The sequence below is a fragment of the Streptomyces sp. NBC_01716 genome (assembly GCF_036248275.1).
Lineage (GTDB): Bacteria > Actinomycetota > Actinomycetes > Streptomycetales > Streptomycetaceae > Streptomyces.
In genome coordinates this window covers 7,621,243-7,638,515 of sequence record NZ_CP109181.1, presented here as the reverse complement: position 1 = coordinate 7,638,515, position 17,273 = coordinate 7,621,243, and the positions used below count along the sequence as shown (strand labels likewise).

The 17,273-nt window shown below is 66.2% G+C and carries 16 protein-coding genes and 4 pseudogenes; 11 read left to right on the top strand and 9 right to left on the bottom strand.

The window, feature by feature from the left end; genetic code table 11:
• Positions 1–19: 19 nt before the first annotated feature.
• The 4 pseudogenes from OIE74_RS34135 to OIE74_RS34120 form a co-directional block, all read left to right on the top strand.
• A pseudogene (locus OIE74_RS34135) lies at positions 20–283 on the top strand (IS630 family transposase); the annotation flags it as partial.
• Positions 284–467: 184 nt separating this feature from the next.
• Positions 468–1,337, top strand: a pseudogene (locus OIE74_RS34130) (metallophosphoesterase); the annotation flags it as partial.
• A 456-nt stretch (positions 1,338–1,793) separates the two neighbouring features.
• Positions 1,794–2,072 (top strand): annotated as a pseudogene (locus OIE74_RS34125) (aldo/keto reductase); the annotation flags it as partial.
• A gap of 79 nt (positions 2,073–2,151) precedes the next feature.
• Positions 2,152–2,334: pseudogene (locus OIE74_RS34120) on the top strand (aldo/keto reductase); the annotation flags it as partial.
• A gap of 183 nt (positions 2,335–2,517) precedes the next feature.
• Here OIE74_RS34120 and OIE74_RS34115 read toward each other — a convergent pair.
• Complete coding sequence (locus tag OIE74_RS34115; protein WP_329390642.1) at positions 2,518–3,750, bottom strand: PucR family transcriptional regulator; 1,233 nt, start codon at positions 3,748–3,750, stop codon at positions 2,518–2,520.
• A 244-nt stretch (positions 3,751–3,994) separates the two neighbouring features.
• On the opposite strand from OIE74_RS34115, the gene OIE74_RS34110 reads away from it, so the two are divergent.
• Positions 3,995–4,834, top strand: a complete 840-nt coding sequence (locus OIE74_RS34110) for an alpha/beta hydrolase (protein WP_329390640.1) — start codon at positions 3,995–3,997, stop codon at positions 4,832–4,834.
• 107 nt (positions 4,835–4,941) lie between these two features.
• On the opposite strand, the gene OIE74_RS34105 is transcribed toward OIE74_RS34110, so the two are convergent.
• The 3 genes from OIE74_RS34105 to OIE74_RS34095 form a co-directional block, all read right to left on the bottom strand.
• A complete protein-coding gene (locus OIE74_RS34105; RefSeq protein WP_329390638.1) occupies positions 4,942–5,238 on the bottom strand; it encodes a hypothetical protein in 297 nt (98 codons plus the stop codon).
• Between the two features lie 24 nt (positions 5,239–5,262).
• The gene (locus tag OIE74_RS34100; RefSeq protein WP_329390636.1) at positions 5,263–5,706 is read right to left on the bottom strand and encodes a hypothetical protein; all 444 of its coding nucleotides are present in this window, start codon (positions 5,704–5,706) and stop codon (positions 5,263–5,265) included.
• Positions 5,707–5,946: 240 nt separating this feature from the next.
• The gene (locus tag OIE74_RS34095) at positions 5,947–6,735 is read right to left on the bottom strand and encodes a hypothetical protein (RefSeq protein ID WP_329390634.1); all 789 of its coding nucleotides are present in this window, start codon (positions 6,733–6,735) and stop codon (positions 5,947–5,949) included.
• A 650-nt stretch (positions 6,736–7,385) separates the two neighbouring features.
• On the opposite strand from OIE74_RS34095, the gene OIE74_RS34090 reads away from it, so the two are divergent.
• Both OIE74_RS34090 and OIE74_RS34085 read left to right on the top strand, forming a co-directional pair.
• Positions 7,386–8,078 carry a FadR/GntR family transcriptional regulator gene (locus OIE74_RS34090; RefSeq protein ID WP_329390632.1) on the top strand — a complete coding sequence of 231 codons (693 nt, stop codon included), beginning with the start codon at positions 7,386–7,388 and terminating at the stop codon, positions 8,076–8,078.
• A 62-nt stretch (positions 8,079–8,140) separates the two neighbouring features.
• The gene (locus OIE74_RS34085) at positions 8,141–9,358 is read left to right on the top strand and encodes a CynX/NimT family MFS transporter (protein ID WP_329390630.1); all 1,218 of its coding nucleotides are present in this window, start codon (positions 8,141–8,143) and stop codon (positions 9,356–9,358) included.
• A gap of 193 nt (positions 9,359–9,551) precedes the next feature.
• Here the strand turns inward: OIE74_RS34085 and OIE74_RS34080 are convergent, their stop codons facing one another.
• The 5 genes from OIE74_RS34080 to OIE74_RS34060 form a co-directional block, all read right to left on the bottom strand.
• Positions 9,552–9,947, bottom strand: a complete 396-nt coding sequence (locus tag OIE74_RS34080; RefSeq protein WP_329390628.1) for a hypothetical protein — start codon at positions 9,945–9,947, stop codon at positions 9,552–9,554.
• 143 nt (positions 9,948–10,090) lie between these two features.
• Positions 10,091–10,567, bottom strand: a complete 477-nt coding sequence (locus OIE74_RS34075) for a hypothetical protein (protein ID WP_329390626.1) — start codon at positions 10,565–10,567, stop codon at positions 10,091–10,093.
• Positions 10,568–11,149: 582 nt separating this feature from the next.
• The gene (locus OIE74_RS34070) at positions 11,150–11,503 is read right to left on the bottom strand and encodes a VOC family protein (RefSeq protein ID WP_329390623.1); all 354 of its coding nucleotides are present in this window, start codon (positions 11,501–11,503) and stop codon (positions 11,150–11,152) included.
• A gap of 100 nt (positions 11,504–11,603) precedes the next feature.
• Positions 11,604–12,104, bottom strand: coding sequence for a flavin reductase family protein (locus tag OIE74_RS34065; RefSeq protein WP_329390621.1), 501 nt, complete (start codon positions 12,102–12,104; stop codon positions 11,604–11,606).
• Positions 12,097–12,285 carry a hypothetical protein gene (locus tag OIE74_RS34060; RefSeq protein ID WP_329390619.1) on the bottom strand — a complete coding sequence of 63 codons (189 nt, stop codon included), beginning with the start codon at positions 12,283–12,285 and terminating at the stop codon, positions 12,097–12,099. The genes OIE74_RS34065 and OIE74_RS34060 overlap by 8 nt, the downstream gene beginning before the upstream one ends.
• A gap of 383 nt (positions 12,286–12,668) precedes the next feature.
• Here OIE74_RS34060 and OIE74_RS34055 point away from each other — a divergent pair, with 383 nt between their 5' ends.
• The 4 genes from OIE74_RS34055 (at position 12,669) to OIE74_RS34040 (ending at position 17,259) form a co-directional block, all read left to right on the top strand.
• The gene (locus OIE74_RS34055) at positions 12,669–12,860 is read left to right on the top strand and encodes a hypothetical protein (RefSeq protein WP_329390617.1); all 192 of its coding nucleotides are present in this window, start codon (positions 12,669–12,671) and stop codon (positions 12,858–12,860) included.
• A gap of 9 nt (positions 12,861–12,869) precedes the next feature.
• Complete coding sequence (locus tag OIE74_RS34050) at positions 12,870–13,490, top strand: TetR/AcrR family transcriptional regulator (protein ID WP_329390616.1); 621 nt, start codon at positions 12,870–12,872, stop codon at positions 13,488–13,490.
• 1,019 nt (positions 13,491–14,509) lie between these two features.
• Entirely contained in the window at positions 14,510–15,697 is a 1,188-nt protein-coding gene (locus OIE74_RS34045; RefSeq protein WP_329390614.1) for an LLM class flavin-dependent oxidoreductase, read from the top strand.
• On the top strand, positions 15,694–17,259 hold the full coding sequence (locus OIE74_RS34040) for an AMP-binding protein (RefSeq protein WP_329390612.1): 1,566 nt from the start codon (positions 15,694–15,696) through the stop codon (positions 17,257–17,259). The genes OIE74_RS34045 and OIE74_RS34040 overlap by 4 nt, the downstream gene beginning before the upstream one ends.
• The last annotated feature ends 14 nt before the right edge of the window (positions 17,260–17,273 follow it).

Here is a 17,273-nt window from a genome sequence, read left to right as displayed (position 1 = left end):
TTCACGAGTACAGGGCCGATTCCACGTCCACTTCACTCCCACCGGCTCCTCCTGGATGAACCAGGTGGAGCGATGGTTCGGTCTGCTGACCGACAAACTCATCCGCCGCGGCGTCCACAGGTCCGTGAAGGCCCTGGAGGACGACATCACCGCGTGGATCGACACCTGGAACGAGAATCCACGGCCCTTCACCTGGACCAAGACCGCCGACGAGATCCTCAACTCCCTCGCCGGCTACCGCACCAAAGTCGGACCCAGCAGCCAGAACACAGAGAAGAACTAACCCACAGGATTTCTGGCGCATCACACTAGTTCTGCCGACAGTACAGTCCGCGGGGGCGAAAGCAGGTGACTCCGGCGCGGAGGAACTCGTTTCGGCCGACGAGCCGCCGCCAGCAACGGCGCATCGCGGCAATTCCGATGCCGGACGAGGCACCGCCGGGCCCGTTACGGTACTGGACCCGCCGCAGGCGCCGGAGCCCACTCCGTCAGCTGGCACCGCCTCCACCATCCCGTCGCGTCGTCTCTTCGTTTCCCGCGTCGTGGGCGGCACCGCAGCAGCCGTTGCCGTCGGGACTGTCGGTCATGGCACGTACGGTGTGCTGCGCGGGCCAAAGGTCAAGCGCCTCACCATTCCGCTGGCCAAACTCCCGCGCAGCGCGCACGGGTTCCGCATCGCCGTCGTCAGCGACATTCACGTCGGTCCCGTCCTGGGCCGGGGCTTCTCCCAGCGAGTCGTCGACACCATCAACGCGACACAACCGGACCTGATCGCGGTTGTCGGCGACCTGGTGGACGGCAGCGTCGAGAACCTCACACTGGCAGTCGAACCACTTGCTCAACTCCGGGCACGGCACGGCGCGTACTTCGTCACGGGCAACCACGAGTACATCTCCGGCGCGGAGCAGTGGGTGGAAAAGGTACGGGACCTGGGACTGCGCCCGCTGGAGAACGCCCGTACGGAGCTGCCCGGTTTCGACCTGGCCGGCGTCAACGACCTCCGAGGCGAAGAGGATGGCCAGGGCCCCCACTTCGGCGAAGCACTCGGCGACCGGGACCGTTCCCGCGCCGCCGTCCTCCTCGCCCACCAACCCGTCGTCATCCAGGACGCCGTCCACCACGGCGTCGACCTCCAGCTCTCCGGTCACACGCACGGCGGACAGCTCTGGCCGGGCAGCCTCCTCGCCGAACTGGCCAACCCCACGGTCGCCGGCCTGGAGCGCTACGGAAACACTCAGCTGTACGTGAGCCGGGGCGCCGGCGTGTGGGGCCCACCGGTACGCGTGGGAGCACCGTCCGACATCACCGTCGTCGAACTCGCTTCACAGCAGGCATAGTCTCCTGCCTGCTACGCCGTACCGGGAGTCCTGGGGCTACACGCCCAACCGCTGGGCTGTGCGCCCTCGTTCGCCGAACAGGCCAAGCTGAGGGGGGTAGTGCCATTACCCGACACAACACGCCCTCCCACCCCGGTGGGCACGCTGATTGAATCAGACTGACCGCCCGGCATCATCGCAACCACACGACGCCCACGGTCGGAGGAGCGTGGGCATCATCCGAAGCCACGGACGTGGACCCAGCGCCGCCGGACGAACGCCCAGGTGCTCATCTCGGGCGCGGTCCGTTTCGCCCGCCACGCCCACCGGTGCTTCTGCCCGACGTCGCAGCCGGGTGACCGCAGCCATCACCCGGACCGGCCACCGCAGGCTCGGTTCCTCGAAAGTCTCCAGCATCGGCCTCGGCACACAGACCATGCCGGGCAACTCTACGGCCCGGTCACCAGCCGCAAGGACATGGTCGCGCTCATCCGGACAGCCGTCGACCAGGGGGGGACGCTCTTCGACACGGCCGAGGCGTACGGGCCGTGGGAGTCGGAGCGTATCGTCGGCGATGCCCTCCGCCCCGTCCGCGACGACGTGGTGATCGCGTCCAAGTTCGGCTGGGACAGCGGCCCGGACACGGGGGCCCGCAACGGCCTGAACAGCCGCCCGGAACACATTCGCCGGGCCGTCGACGGCATGCTGCAGCGCCTCAGGACGGACCACATCGACCTGCTCTACCAGCACCGGGTAGATCCCACTGTCCCGATCGAGGATGTCGCTGACACGGTGAAGGACCTCATGGCCCAGGGCATGGGTCACCACCGGCACGATGAGTCCGTACTTCCGGTTCGCGCAGGACGACCGCCGGACCGCGTTCCCCCGCAACAGCCGGGACAACCTGGCCGCCAACATGCCGCTGGTGCAGCTGTTGCAGGACTGGGCCGTACGCAAGGGCGCCACCCCCGCCCAGATCGACCTCGCCTGGCTGCTGGCACAGAAGCCGTGGATCGTGGCGATCCCCAGCACCACCAGGCTGGCCCACCTCCTGGGGAACATAGGCGCAATACAGATCACGCGGATACGGACGCCGCCCACTTTGGTTCTGGGGAGGCCGGGCCGTACGCATCACCGGGGGCGACGAGTTCACCCTGCTCAGGGGACACAATCACGCGACGCTGCTGTTCGGCCTTGGAACTCATCCTCCCGGAGAAAGACTGAAGGTCCAGGGAGGCGTTGGGGCTGTGCGGCGGTCGATTTCGAAGGCCAGGCTGAGTTCGGCGATCTCGCGGGGTTTTTTGAGGGAGCGTCCAGTGTGCTCCTCCAGGCGACGTAGGCGATGACGGACCGTGTTGGGGTGGCAGAACAGGGTTTCGGCGGTCAGGTCGGCTGATCCCCCGCTGTCGAGCCAGACACCGAAAGTCTCAAGGAGCAGGGTGCGCTGATCCGGGGAGAGCCGCTCCAGTCCCGCCAGGACTGTGTGAGCGATGCGTTGCATGATCTCCGGGGCGCCGGCGGCGGCGACGGCCAGCGGGTCACGGTCGAAGACGGTGACTCTGCCGCCCTCGAAACCACTGAGAAGCGCGATCCTGGCCAGTCGCAGGGCGGGGGCGGTGTTCATCAAGTCGTCGTAGAAGGGGCTGATTCCTACGTGGCCGACGGTAGTGGAGCCGATGATGTCAACGAGCCGTTCGAAATTCCGGGCCGGTTCGAGGAGGCGCACGATTCCCACCTCGACGTCGTGCAGTAGATACCACGTCGAGGCCGCACCAATGGCCCTGAGGGCATCCTCGGCTCCGCGGACCGCATGCTGTCCGGCCTCAGGAACCTGGGCGGCGACAGCGAAGTAGGGGCCTTGCGGCGGGATCCGCAGGACCGCGGCGGCATCCCAGCCGTCGGTGTCGGCCAGCCGGCCTTCCAGGAACGCCCGTATCAGGGCCGAGCGTTGCTGCTCACGGCCGAGGGCTTGCGCGGTGAGTTCCTCTCGGTAGCCCTCGGCCATGTGCTGGGTGTAGGTGTCGAGCACCAGCCACATCTCGGACGCGGCCCGCACAGTGACCTCTGCCGGAACACCGTCGAGGGCGGCTTCCTCCGACAGGCAATCCCATAGGAAGCGGGCGGCGACCCGGTACGCCTCCATCACGGCCGTCAGCGGAACACCGGCCTTGGCTCGCTTCCTCCCGTTGTCGTGCGACTCGGGTGACGAAAGCGCCGGGGCACGCCCAAGGGCGCCGAAGACGTAGGTCACGTTGTCCAAGCAGGTCCGACGCAGTTCTGCCGTGCTGACGACGGCATCCGTGCGGTAGACGGGCACAGACGCCTGAATGCGGGTGACCAGCGCGTCGGCGATCGACTCGGCTCTGCCCAGCACCCGCGCTCCCAGTCGTTCGACCTGGACGCTTGGACCATCCTCGCTCGATGACTGTTGCACACGTCAATCGTACGCGGCACTGCGGTCAAATTCCCCTGTTCGTGGTGGACTCGGAGAGGGCTTGTTGTTTGCGGGAACAATCAGGCGAGCTATGTGGTGTCCGTCCGAACATCGACTTCCACAGTGGCCTGACGGGAGAATCTCGCGGAACAAGGGCGATCCGCACACCCCGCGATGTGCACGAGGTGCACAAGCGGGTGGAAGGCGGTGCGCTCTCCCGCGTACTCCGAACGGTGGTGCAGCAATGAGTCTCAGTGCTCGTGAACAGCAGGAGATCGCCGAGGCCAACGCCTCCGGTCGTCGGCCGGTTGTCTTCGTGCATGGACTGTGGATGCTGGCGTCGAGCTGGCAGCCTTGGCGCTCGTTCTTCGAGCAGCACGGTTACAGCACCCTCGCCCCCGCTTGGCCCGACGACCCGATGACGGTCGCCGAGGCCCGGGCACACCCCGAAGTCTTCGCCGGCAAGCGGGTGAAGCAGGTCACCGACCACATGGCCGAGGTCATCACGGGACTCGACCAGCAGCCCGTGATCATCGGCCACTCCTTCGGCGGGCTGATCACCCAGCAGCTCGCCGGCCGAGGACTGGCCGCCCTGTCGGTGCCGATCGACTCCGCACCGTTCAGAGGAGTGCTGCCACTGCCTTTCTCCGCGTTGAAGTCCGCTCTTCCGGTCATCGGCAACCCCGCCAACTATCGGCGGTCCGTCAGCCTCACCTACGAACAGTTCCGCTACTCCTTCGCCAATGCCGTCACCGAGAGCGAAGCCAGGTTTCTGTACGAGACCTATCCGGTCGCCGGCTCGGGCATTCCGCTGTTCCAGGCCGCCACGGCGAACATCAACCCACGCACCGAGGCCAGAGTCGACACCGCCGGCCCCCACCGCGGCCCCATGCTCCTCATCACCGGGGAGAAGGACCACATCGCCCCACGGACAATCGCCGAAGCCTCCTATCGCAGGCAGAAGCGCAACCCCGCCCTCACCGAGCTCCAGGAAATCCGCGGGCGCGGCCATTCTCTGGTCTTCGACAGCGGTTGGCAGGATGTCGCGCAGGCCGCGTTGGACTTCTCCAAACAGCACATCTGACAAGTGCTCTCGCCGCAGGCAACCTCTATCGCCCTGACCGGAAACGATCACCGGAGATGGCTCAGATTTCGGGGCGCTGCCCATCTCAACGATCTGGTCGCCACAGGTCACCGCTCTGCCGTCGACCAGATCATCCGCGACGAGCAGCGGGCGAGGAACGCGGCGAGCTGGACAAGGAGCTGTCGCGCAAGCCGCTCGCGCAGCAGCTTGTCGAACGCGGACGGCGTCCCCGGCATCTTGCAGGAGAGGCTCATCTGATGGAACAACTCCTCGCGCAGATCCTTCGGCCCCGGGCGGGAGCGGGCGAAGTCCAGCGGGAGGATCAGATCCTGATTCATCTCCTGGATCGTTGCCCGGGTACCGAAACTCTTCCCGAGCCCGGCATCGCCGTAGATCACCGACATCGCCTTCGACTCGACGGGTGACGGTCATATGTCCTCCGAAGACGGATCCGGGAGTGCGGTGGCCTGGCCGGGGCGTATCCAGCCGGCCGGGATGGGAGTCAGGGGCTGATAGGGCTCCGCGCGCCGCCGGGGCGGGGTGGGGTGGGCGGGGCGGTTCCCTGGAGTTCGGCGCGTGCCTCCTGTTCCGTCATGCGGATGGCGCGGACGGGGAGTTCGGGCTGGGCGGAGGGCAGATGGCGTCCGCTTGCGTTCGGCGGAGCGTTTCAGTGCCTGGCGCAGCACCTCGCTGTGCTCGTCGCGGTCGTTGAGGACCTTCTCGCGCATCTCATCGCTGACCTCGTTGCTGAGGAAGGCCCGGCCGAGGCAGCGGTTGCCGCGGAAGGTACAGCGGTCGATCTCGTGGTCGTGGTGGGGCATCCACCGCAGGCGCAGTTCCAGACCGATGCGTCCCACGCCCTTCTCGGGCATGTAGTAGCGGTTGTTGAACTCGACCCCGTAACTGGTGATCTTGTGGACCTTGTTGTCCTCCCCAGCATGAGCGCGCGCAGTTCATCCGGACCGGGTTCCGGCCGGATCTCGGCGGGGTCGGCCAGCCACGCCTGAAGCGGTGTCGTCCCGGTGCGCCCCAGGACGTACTGGGTGTTGCGCTCCTCGACCCACTGGCGCAGCAAGCCGACGAAGGCCTCGAAGGTCAGCGGCGGGTCCTGGTCACCGACCCGGCGGCGGCGGTCGAGCTGGGGTGCCTTGGTGTAGCGGGGCAGGTCGGCGAAGAACCGGGTCATGCAGGTGCGGTTCAGCCGCTCGATCCCGCCCTTGTGGCGGGCGCTGCGCGCCCTTTCCATAGGTACCCCGAGCAAGCTGAAGGTCCGCCGGACGGTCCTTGGACAGAAAGTCGGCTCCGCCGTCGACCCGCACCAGGTGGGGCAGTCCGCCGACGGGCCCGTAGGGGGGGGCGTGCACCACGGAGGCGCGGACGGCCGCCGGGACCGATCCGCGGTGCGCGGAACCGGCGGTGACCGCCCAGCCCATCACATAGCCGGTACCGCGGTCCTCGAACCACGTCACACACAGCTTCGACAGCTTCTGATCGGGCATCATCACCACGGTCGGGGCCTGCTTGTGGTCCCCCTCCCACATCTGGTTACGGGCCACCGCCGGGCGCTGGAAGGCGGGGTCGAAACTGCGGGCGGCCGGGGTGCCCTCCCGCAGGCCCGCCATAAAACCGGGGTCGAGGTCGCGGGCGATGGCGATGACCTCTTCGGTAATCCTGAACCGCCCGCGCGCGGGTTTCTCCGCTGAACCGGTCTCCTCCGCCTGCGCCAGCCAGCGCCACACCTGCCGCACACTCACGTCCACCGAGCCGGCAACCAGCTTCACGTGAGAGGTCGCCAACTCCCCCGACTCCCGCAGCCTGAGCAACTGCCGCACCGCGGCAGGCCGCAACTCGTCCCGATGCCGGCCCAGACCCGTCTCCGCAGCCTCCGAGGCGGCGTCCAACGTCGTTACCCCAGTAGCCGGGCGGATAACGGCACGGTGACCACGTACAGCCTCCAACAACGAACAACGCTTGCGTACAGGGCAGTTCAACCAGACACACGCGCGTGACGGATGCGTCTGACACGAAGCTATGAGCCACACGTGGGCTTCCACCCCAGCCGCTCACCCGGACGGGTGACAGCAGAACGATCCCGCCAGTTCGACGGACGCGCATGCTACTGAACCTCGGGACTGCCGCGGGAATGAACCAACCAGGCTCCGCGACACCGACACCGCACTCCCCCACGACACCCGCCAGGAACCACCGGACCCACTCCGCCCACCCGAAACAGCTCCACGAAGACCAGGACGAAGGCGATACGACGAACACGACACCGGCCGATACGGCCTCACGTCACTGCAATGTTCGGGGAACCGTCACCGTGATCGACAGGCATCCGACTAGGGCCCATATCACTGAGCGCCTGAGGGCGCCGCTCGCGCCGCCGACGGCACGGGCTGGTCGTTCCGGCAGGCGCTGATCTTCACGGCCGCATCGGCAGCTACCCGCCGCTCAGCGACATCTCCCTGAACGCCTGCGCAGCCTCCCCTGACCTTGAGGCGATCTACGTCACCTCCAGATGTCAGACATCCGGTGTTAGGGTCACCTTATGAATGATCTCCAAGCGCCGCGCCGTGTCGCTAGCTTGTCGGCGCAACTGGTGGACACCCTCCGTGAACAGATCGCATCCGGCGCATGGCCGGTAGGGATGCGGATTCCGCCCGAACATGAGCTGGTCAAGCAGCTCGGTGTCGGGCGCACGACGGTCCGGGAGGCGATCGGTGCGCTGGTGCATCTGGGCCTGTTGGAGGCTCGGCAGGGCGACGGGACGTACGTCCAGGCGTCGAGCGAAATGCACTCGGTACTGATGAGACGTGCCAACACTTCGAGGCGGAGCGACGTGCTGGAACTGCGTGCAGTCCTGGAGCAGTACGCCTCGGGCCAGGCCGCGTTGCGGCGTACTGAAGATGACCTGATTCGCCTTTGGCACCTCCTCGACAAGGCCGAGGAAACCGCGGATTCACAGGAGATGGCCGCCATCGCGGAGGCCGACACCCGCTTCCACCAGGCCGTGGTGAGTGCCAGCGGGAACACCTTGCTTACCGAGGTGTACGACGTCCTCCGCATCGCGGTCGCCGAGCAGATCGGCGGCACACTCTGGCCCAGTGAGACGGCCACAGAGCACACGCTTCTGCATAGGCGTCTCGTGGAGGCGATCGCTGCTAAAGACGAAATCGGCGCACGCTACTGCGCCACCGAAATCGTGAAGCTCACCGGGACCGGAACGGAACGGCAGAAGTGACCACCTCGAGGAACTCCCCCGTCGGCCTCACCGCGGCTACAAAGGCCGATCCAGCCCCGACCGTGAAGAAGCCGATCACTACGCCTGCCCTTTCAGCTGGCCTCTTGATCGCTATTCTTCTGGTGGCGGCCAACCTGCGCGCGACCCTGACGGGTGTGGGCACACTGCTGCCGGCCATCGAGCAGGACACCGGGTTGTCCGCATCAGCGGGTGGCGTACTGAGTACGCTGCCGCTGCTTACGTTCGCTGCGACTTCGCCCTTCGTCGGGCGCGCCTCGCACCGGGTCGGTACCACCCGACTCCTCGTGGCCTCTCTCGCAGTGCTGGCAGCGGGCACCGTTATCCGGTCCCTTCCTTCGATTGCCTGCCTGTTCGCCGGAACCGTGATCCTCTCGGGGGCGATCGCGGTGGGCAATGTCCTGCTGCCCACGGTGATTCGTACCCATGTGCCCGGCCCGAAGGTTCATACCGTCAGCGCCCTCTACGTCACCGCTATGGGATTGGTCGCTGCCTTGTCGTCCGGCATCTCCGTCCCGCTTGCTGGCGCCCTCCCCGGCACCTGGCATTCGGCTCTGGCCTGGGGAGTGGTCGTCGCCCTCGCTGCTCTCGCGGTGTGGCTGCCTCGACTGCGCGGGACCCGGACGGACGGCAGCGTTCAGTCTGACGGAACACACGCTCCAACCCCGTGGCGATCCTGGCTGGCATGGCAGGTGTCCTTCTTCATGGGCCTGCAATCCCTTGCCTTCTACACCGCCGTCGCTTGGCTGCCCAGCATCCTCAGTAAGGAGGGCATGAGCACTACAGCTGCCGGTTGGATGCTGTTCTACTACCAGCTCGTCGCGCTGATCACGAGCATGTTGCTGCCTTTGATCACTCGAGGCCGCCACGACCAGCGCTTCGTTGCTGCTGCGGGATCAGCGCTCGTCGCCGGCGGCTTCACGATTCTGCTCTTCCTTCCAGCCCTGGCAGTCGCAGCGTGCACTCTTCTCGGGTTGGGTGCCGGTGTCTGCCTCGTGCTCGCCCTGAGCTTCCAAAGCCAACGCGCCAGTGGCCCCAGCGAGACCACAGCCCTAGCCGGGATGGCTCAGTCCATCGGCTACCTCGTCGCAGCGACCGGACCCCTTCTTCTCGGCATCCTCCACGACACCACCAACAGCTGGACTGGTGCTCTCACCCTCCTCATCGCGTTGAGCCTGGTCATGGCCGCGGCCGGATATGGTGCTGGACGCGACCGCCACGTTCACGTGTCGACGGTCATCAGGCGTCATCGGCGTCAGTGACCTAGCTGCACATCTAGTCACCGCCGTCGCATACTCCTCACCCGGTGGAGTACCCCACCGGGTCGTTCGGCAGCGCATCCGATCCGGTTGTGACAGCGCTTCCGTGATGGCTACGGCTGATGCGTCGTCGGGCCGTACCTCAACTACTCAACCCTTTACTCAGGCGCGGCAGGCGAGAAGAGCTGGTTTTCGGTCAGTCGTTCCTGAGTGTGCCCACGTGGGATGTGGGCTCGGGCAGGGGTTCGGTGTTGCGGCTGCTGAGCCCGTCGAGGGAGATACGCAGGAGACGGCGCCACTGGCCCGGGTGCCTGTCGCCGGCCGTCAGGACGGCCTGGCTCAGGGAGCCGCTGAGCAGGACCAGATCATCGGTGGTGACGTCGGGGCGCAGGAGGCCGGCATTGCGGGTACAAGCTTTGGCTGTGGGCCCGTACCGACAGCCTGTCCAGATCTGTGAACGCCAGGGACCCGTGCTCATCGACCGCGCCCATACCTTGCTGCGCGCGGTCACGTCACGCGCGAAGGTGACAGCGGCAGCGAAGGCGACACTCGACACGGTCGTGAACGCGGCGAGAAAGACTACGGATGTCATGGCGGTGATGAGTGCAACGCGGGCTACTGAGACATCCGGAAGTACTTCCGAGGCATGCAGGATTGAGGAGCCTTGTCCGACTTCGTCGACCCCCCAGATGGCGTCGCCTCCCACCACGGCCGCAGCTGCGAAGCCCGCTGCGCTCAGGAGAACGAGGAAGGCAGGACCAGTCCCGAGGCAATGCTCGTGGATCGCCGTGCCGAGCGTCCGTTGCGAGAGGCGCAGACACGCAGGATCAGGTTCGGCAGTACGGCCGTACCGAGGATCAGGACCATGTGTTCGCCGAGTACGTTGAGTGGGCCGAGGTTCGCGGTGCGCGGCCAGAGTCCGGGGCTCAGGTATCCGTCCGGCGACATACTCTTCTCCGCCGCTGCAGAGAACAGATTACCGGGGCTCCACTCAATTTTACTGAGCGCCAGCAGTGTGAGCACCAAAAGCGTGGCCAGGGTGACGATCACCTTGACAATCTGTATGCAGACGACCTGAGTTCCATGGGTCGACCGGCCGATCAGTAGGGTGACGCTGATTCCTGTGGCCCGCAGTTGGACCATGAGGACGGGAATGGCGATCGCGAGCGTCACCAGAGCCGCGGCAATTCGCGCGCTGCGGCTAAGCAGCACGCAGGGAGAATAGGTCAGTGAGGGTATAACGTCCGCTGTCGCGTATCTTTTGAGCAAGAAGCAGCAGTACACCGAGGCCAAAGTGAGAGTGACCGGTCCGCGAAAAACGTAGAGTCATTCCTGCTCGTCTCCCTGGCCTGAGGCAAGCGTAAAAAGCCACAGGGTCGTGTGCCCGTACACGTGGGCTGCGGGGATGTCGGTCAACAAGGACAGCGCTATGCCGATGCACGAGGGGCAGCGTTGGCGGCAGCTATGCGCGGGGGGCTTCGAGGGGGCCTTCACCGTGTCGACGGCGGAGGGCTTCGAGCGATGGGTCCGGCGTCGGCGGGCGATCGGGTGAAGGCGGAGGGAAGTCGGAATGCACGGAAACCTTCCGGGCTTTGGGGGCGGGTGACCAGGGGAGCGTGTGGGCGCCTGGGCCTCGCACGTCGTTCCGGCGTGAAAAGGTCGAGGATCTGGTCGACGGCCGGAGAGAGGCACGAACAGGAATGTTCATCGGGTATGAGGGCCCCGGCCGGAGACGCGCCCTGACGTCTCGGTCTGAGGGCAAGCCGGAGGCCGGAGGCCCGCTACCGGACTCTCCTACTGCGGTCCGTAGATCACCACGGTGTTGCCCCATGGGTCCCGGGCTACGGCCCGGACCTCATGCGGGCCGTGCTCGGGCTCCCGGACTACGGACCCGCCGCCCTGCACGAGGCCTGCGAGTGCCGAGGCCACGTCGGGGACCTTGAACGAGGCCGCGGGCGCCCCGCCGGTGACGTCCTCGGCCGGGCCGGTCAGGGCCAACGTAGTGCTGCCGGCGTCGAGAGCGGCGTAGCGGTCGCCGTCGACGAACATCGGGGCCAGGCCGAAGGTGTCGGTGTAAAAGCGCACGGCGGCGTTGACGTCGGCCACCGGGTGCAGCACGTTCCCGATCTTCACGCGGTCGGTCTTCACGGGGTCGCTCACCGTACGGTCGCAGCACGGCTTGAGCGGAGGGTTGCACCACGGCGCGCGCCGCGGTCCACCACAGCTGTCGATCTGTGCTCGATGTGGTTCATGCAACGCTCTCCCCGAGGTGGAGGAAATCGCCTCGATACCACGTCACCGGCTTGCCGCCACCCATCCGGGCGTCGTGCACTCGGCCGATGAGAATTACGTGATCTCCTCCGGGTACTGCCTCCTCCAGCTCGCAGCGGATGACCGCGGCGGCGTCGGACAGTATCGGATGACCATTTTCGTCGGATTCGAAGCTCCCGTGTGCGAACTTGTTCTCGCCCTTCGTGGCGAACCTCATGGCCAACTTCGCATGTTCGGGCGTCACGATGTTCACCACGAACTGCTCAGCCGCCATGAAGGCCGGGAAGCAGTCCGCTCCTTGGTCCAGACAAACGAGAATGAGTGGCGGGTCAAGTGACAACGCCGCGAAAGAGCTCGCGGTGAATCCGTGCGGCGCGCCGCCGGCGCCTCGGGTCGTCACGATCGTCACACCTGAAGGGAACTGAGCCAGCGCCGAGCGGAAGGCGGCCGCATCCAGTCCCTGAACTTGATTAGCCATTCCACACCTCGCGGGCAGTGTGTGCGGCGACCGATGCCGTGCCCAGGGTGACGTGCTGCTCGGAGCTGCCGAAGGCATCGAAGCCCACCCGCTCCGCCAGCACCTCGATCAGCTCCCGATGCCGGTGCTCATGCGTGAGCCCGACCGGGGTGTCCCCCTCGGTCATAAGGATGAAGTCCATGACGACCCTTCCGTCAAATGTTAATCGCCAATAACACCAAAGGTAGCTCACCCCAGGTCACATGGCCACCGGGAAGCCGAAAATGTTAGGTACTGGTAACAACGAGAGGGTCGGTCGGGTGCACCGGGAGGGAGTAACCACACGTCAGCGAGTCGCGGGCGTTCGGCCTCGTCGAGATCACGGACTCCGTCGGAAGCGGCATGCGTAGGGGCGGCCCTGCCGCTATGCGCCACGGAGCGGCACGGTGCCGCCAAGCCGCTCGGTGACTGGAACCCCCCGCCGATCGGTCGCCCTGCATCAGAAGGTGCGCGCAGTCGTGCTAGCGACGGTGCGGATCGGCTGCGCCGGGCGCTCTCGCTGCGGGGCGAGACTTGAGACCGTCCGTGCCGACCGCCGATCTCGTCGTGCCGACTTCCGACGCGTTGCTATTTACCGACGGCGTCGAGGCTGTCGCGTCCAGCGGGGTACTCGGTGACCCGCACGGAATCTCCTCTGAGCTGGGTTTTTCCTGCCTGAACGCCGTCGCCGACCTGCTCGCGACGCACACAACGACACGTTATCGACGACTCACGTAAGCTTCGTACATGACTAGCTCACCTTCTCCTCGTACTGCATCGCCGCGCGCGACACGTCGGCAGGTGCTGATCAAGGTCGCCGGCGAGCTGTTCAACGAGCGTGCCTTCGATGCGGTCACCACGGAGATGATCGGCTCCCGCGCCGGGGTGACCGGCCCCGCCCTCTACCGGCACTTCCCCAGCAAGCAGGCGTTGCTCATCGCCGTGCTCGAGGATCCGTTGAACGAGCTGCTGGCGAACGCGCGCAGGACGGCAGCCGAGATCTCGGATCCACGCCAGGCACTCGAAGCAATGATCGACTACCACGTCAGACGCACCCTCGACAACGTGCCGTCCACGCTGGTGTTCCTGAAGAACGAACACAACGTCCCCGACGACGAACGCCATCGCATGCGACGCATGATGCGCCTCTACGCCGAAGAGTGGAGCGGCCTGGTCACACGGCTGCGGCCCGACCTGCCAGACGCGCAGACCCGCGTCCTGACCCACGCCGTCTTCTCGATGATCAACGCCGTCCCGCAGTTCAACAGCGGACTCGATCCCGAGACCGTCGCAACCACCATCCGCACCGCCGCCATCAACGCACTACTCATCCCAGCAGACCCCATCCGACACGGAGAACGGCACTGAGTTCCAGGCCCCAGGGCGCAAGCGGCTCTTACCGGTCAGCTGTCTGCCCGCGCCCGTTTGTCATTGCCTCGACGGGTGCCGTGCTTGGTATCGGCGCCGCCATGGCGATCACAGGTGCGGTCGTGGCCGCACAGGCTTGTGACGATGCGGGTTGACCCCCTGGAGGTGGGGCCGAGGCGCCATTTCGCTGCGCTTGCCCTCCGCCGGTGGCATGGCAGGGGCTTCGATCACTGACCGCAGTCGCTCATCCGCAGGCCCGACGATCCCCCGCCGCCGGCGCAACATCGGCTTGTGCTGTCGCACAGCGCGGCAGGGAATCGTCGGCTTCTCCGGCGGGCTCAGGCGCTGGGCAGTGGCGCCCGCCGCGTGCCGTGCCATCTGCGAAAGCATGGCATCGGGGCGGTGTTCTGAGTCCCGGCGGATCACGTGGTCATCCGCTGCGACGGGTGCAGCCGAGGCGGCACGCCTCCAGCTCTCCACTGAGAAATCTTCAAGAAACGCAACGCTGTAGCACGGTGCGTCAACCGCCTGGCCTGGCCACTGCTACAGCACGACCGCGGCCACCTGCCTGGCCGGACTTCACATCGCCGGCATCTTCGTCCGATCCGCCCGACGGTTCAAACGAAGCCTCCTCCCCGCGCCTCAGGAGCGGTCGCAGTCCCAGGTGCGCAGCCGAACGTGCCAGGGCGCGCGGCAACGCGTGGCCAGTGCCCATGCCATGCGGGTGGTCGAGTACCCGCTGGGTGTGCATGCCCTGATGTCGTCAACGAGCAGGCACGTGGTTCGCCGTCCACGGTCTCGATGAAGTCCTCAGCGGCGCAATCGCTCCTCACTCGAACGGCTCGCGAGATCGCACTCTCGTCGACGTCGGTACGGCCCTCCGCCGTGGGCGGTGACCCGTGCTCAGCCGACCCTCATTGTTACCGCCACCTAACGCTGTGCGGCTCCCATGGAGGCCTTGACCAGGGCTGAACTACGCCATACGTTATCGGCGATTAACATTCGACGGAAGGGTCGTCATGGACTTCATCCTCATGTCCGAGGGAGACACCCCGGTCGGGCTCACGCATGAGCACCGCTACCGGGAGCTGATCGAGGAGGTGCTCCTGGCGGAGCGGGTGGGCTTCGACGCCTTCGGCAGTTCCGAGCAGCACGTCGCCCTGGGCACCGCATCGGTCTCGGCTCCGGAGGTGCTCTACCCCTACCTCATGGCCCTCACAAGCCGGATCCGCTTCATCCACCTCGTGACACTGCTGCCCACCCGGATGAACCACGCCCTGCGCGTCGCCGAACGCGTCGCCACCGAGGACATCCTGTCCAACGGCCGCGTCGAACTGGGCACCGGACGCGGCAACACCACACTCGCACTGCGCGCATTCGAGGTCGACCCCTCGGAAAACAAAGCCCAGTGGCGCGAAGGCATCGAACTCATCCGCCACGCATTCCTCAACGACGTCTTCTCCTACGTCGGCGACCACTACAAGATCCCACCCCGCAGCCTCGTCCCCAAACCCCTACAAAACCCCCACCCGCCCATCTCAGCCGCCGCCGGCAGCCCCAACTCCGTCGAAACCGCAGCCACCATGGGCATCGGCGCCATCATGGGCGGCCTCTACCTCGGCTACGACCTCGTCGAAAACATGATCAAGCTCTACGACAAAACCCTCACCACCACACACCACCCCCACCCCATCACACCACGCAAAATGATCGCCATCGCCGGCGGAATGCACTGCGCCCAAACCACAGCACAAGCCCGCACCGAAGCAAAACCCCTGCTCGACATGGCCAAACTCTCCACCGACGCCTACGAACGCCTCTCCAAACTCTCAAAGGACTACGCCTACATGGGCGCCGTCAAAAACATCAACCTCAACGACGAGGAATACATGCTCGAACACTCCCAGGGCTTCATCGTCGGCGACCCCGACCACTGCATCCAACACATCCAGCGCTACGCCGACATGGGCGCCGACGCACTCGTCCTGCGAGTCGACAGCCTCCCCCACCACCAACTCATGAACTCCATCGAACTCTTCGGCAAATACGTCATCCCCCACTTCAAAAACCCCCGCAACATAGTCCGCCCACCCAACGACATCCTCACCGACATCCGCACCGCACGCCCCGCCCACGAACAAGCACTCCGCCAACACCACACCAACCACACCAACCACACCAACCACACCAAGGAGACCCCACGATGACCCACGACGTGGACTCCTTGTCTTTCGAGCCGTTGACCCCGACGTCGTATCTGGATCGTGCCGCGGCGGCGCACGGGGACCGGGTCGCGGTGGTGGACGGGCAGTCCCGGTGGACCTATGCGGAGCTGCGTGATCGGTGTCAGCGGTTGGCAGGCGGGTTGGCACCGCTGGCCGAAGGCCGCCCAGTGGCGGTGCTGGCGCCGAACACGCATGTGTCGTTGGAGGCGCATTTCGGGGTGCCGTGGGCGGGGGTGCCGCTGGTCGCGGTGAACACGCGGCTCGCGGTGGACGAGGTTGCCTACATCCTGGAACACTCCAAGGCCGCCGTACTGGTCCACGACCCGTCGTTCGACGGGCTGGTGGACGAGGTCCTCACCCGGCTGGACACTCCGCCGCACCGGATCCGGGCGGGGCAGGAGTACGAGGATCTGCTGGCTGCTTCGGAGCCGCTGCACCTGACCCCGACCGACGAGCGGTCACTGCTGTCGATCAACTACACCTCAGGGACCACGGGTCGCCCCAAGGGCGTGATGTACCACCACCGGGGGGCCTTCCTGCAGGCCGTGGCAATGGTGGGGCACACAGGACTGACGCCATCGAGCGTGTACCTGTGGACGCTGCCGATGTTCCACTGCAACGGATGGACGTTCCCGTGGGCGGTGACCTCAGCGGCCGCGACGCACGTCTGCCTGCCGAAGGTGGACCCGGCGGAGATCTGGCGACTCCTCCAGGAGGAGGGCGTCACGCACCTCAACGGGGCCCCGACGGTGCTGTCGATGATCGCCCATGCCAGCGAGGCCGCGCCGCTGGACCGCACGGTGCGCATCGCGACCGGTGGGGCGCCGCCGTCGCCGGCAATCCTGCGGCGGACGGCGGAGCTTGGGTTCGAGGTCACGCACCTGTACGGGCTGACCGAGACCTACGGTCCGGCGATGCTGTGCGACTGGCGCCCGGAGTGGAACGACCGCGACGCCGAAGCAAAGGCGCGGCTCAAGGCGCGCCAGGGCGTCGGAAACATGATCTCGTGCGTGCCGCGGGTGATCGCGAACGACGGCACCGACGTCCCCGCTGACGGTGTCACCACGGGGCAGATCGCATTGCGCGGCAACAACCTCATGCTCGGCTACCTCGACGACCCGGAGGCCACCCTGGCAGCGGTACCGGACGGGTGGTTCCGGACCGGTGACATCGGCGTCGTGCACGCCGACGGGTACGTGGAACTGCGTGACCGCTCGAAGGACGTGATCATCTCCGGTGGGGAGAACATCGCGTCGGTCGAGGTGGAGCAGGCGATCGAGGATCACCCAGCGGTGTTGGAGGCCGCGGTGATCGCCGTTCCGGACGAGCGCTGGGGTGAAGTCCCCGCCGCCTATGTGCGCTTGAAGGACGGTGCCACGGCCACTGAGGCGGAGATCATCGACCATGTAAAGGGCAGATTGGCGCGGTTCAAGGCGCCGAAAACGGTCACGTTTACGGAGCTTCCGAAGACTTCCACGGGGAAGGTCCAGAAATTCGTGTTGCGTGAGAAGGCCTGGGCCGGGAGCGAGAGGCGCATCCGGTGAACAACAGGAGCGAC

Excerpts from the sequence above, each read along its gene's own strand:
- OIE74_RS34110 (WP_329390640.1), top strand. The coding sequence starts at position 3,995 with ATGAGTCTCAGTGCTCGTGAACAGCAGGAGATCGCCGAGGCCAACGCC.
- OIE74_RS34105 (WP_329390638.1), bottom strand. The coding sequence starts at position 5,238 with ATGTCGGTGATCTACGGCGATGCCGGGCTCGGGAAGAGTTTCGGTACC.
- OIE74_RS34100 (WP_329390636.1), bottom strand. The coding sequence starts at position 5,706 with ATGCCCGAGAAGGGCGTGGGACGCATCGGTCTGGAACTGCGCCTGCGG.
- OIE74_RS34090 (WP_329390632.1), top strand. The coding sequence starts at position 7,386 with ATGAATGATCTCCAAGCGCCGCGCCGTGTCGCTAGCTTGTCGGCGCAA.
- OIE74_RS34080 (WP_329390628.1), bottom strand. The coding sequence starts at position 9,947 with ATGACATCCGTAGTCTTTCTCGCCGCGTTCACGACCGTGTCGAGTGTC.
- OIE74_RS34065 (WP_329390621.1), bottom strand. The coding sequence starts at position 12,104 with ATGGCTAATCAAGTTCAGGGACTGGATGCGGCCGCCTTCCGCTCGGCG.
- OIE74_RS34060 (WP_329390619.1), bottom strand. The coding sequence starts at position 12,285 with ATGGACTTCATCCTTATGACCGAGGGGGACACCCCGGTCGGGCTCACG.
- OIE74_RS34050 (WP_329390616.1), top strand. The coding sequence starts at position 12,870 with ATGACTAGCTCACCTTCTCCTCGTACTGCATCGCCGCGCGCGACACGT.
- OIE74_RS34045 (WP_329390614.1), top strand. The coding sequence starts at position 14,510 with ATGGACTTCATCCTCATGTCCGAGGGAGACACCCCGGTCGGGCTCACG.
- OIE74_RS34040 (WP_329390612.1), top strand. The coding sequence starts at position 15,694 with ATGACCCACGACGTGGACTCCTTGTCTTTCGAGCCGTTGACCCCGACG.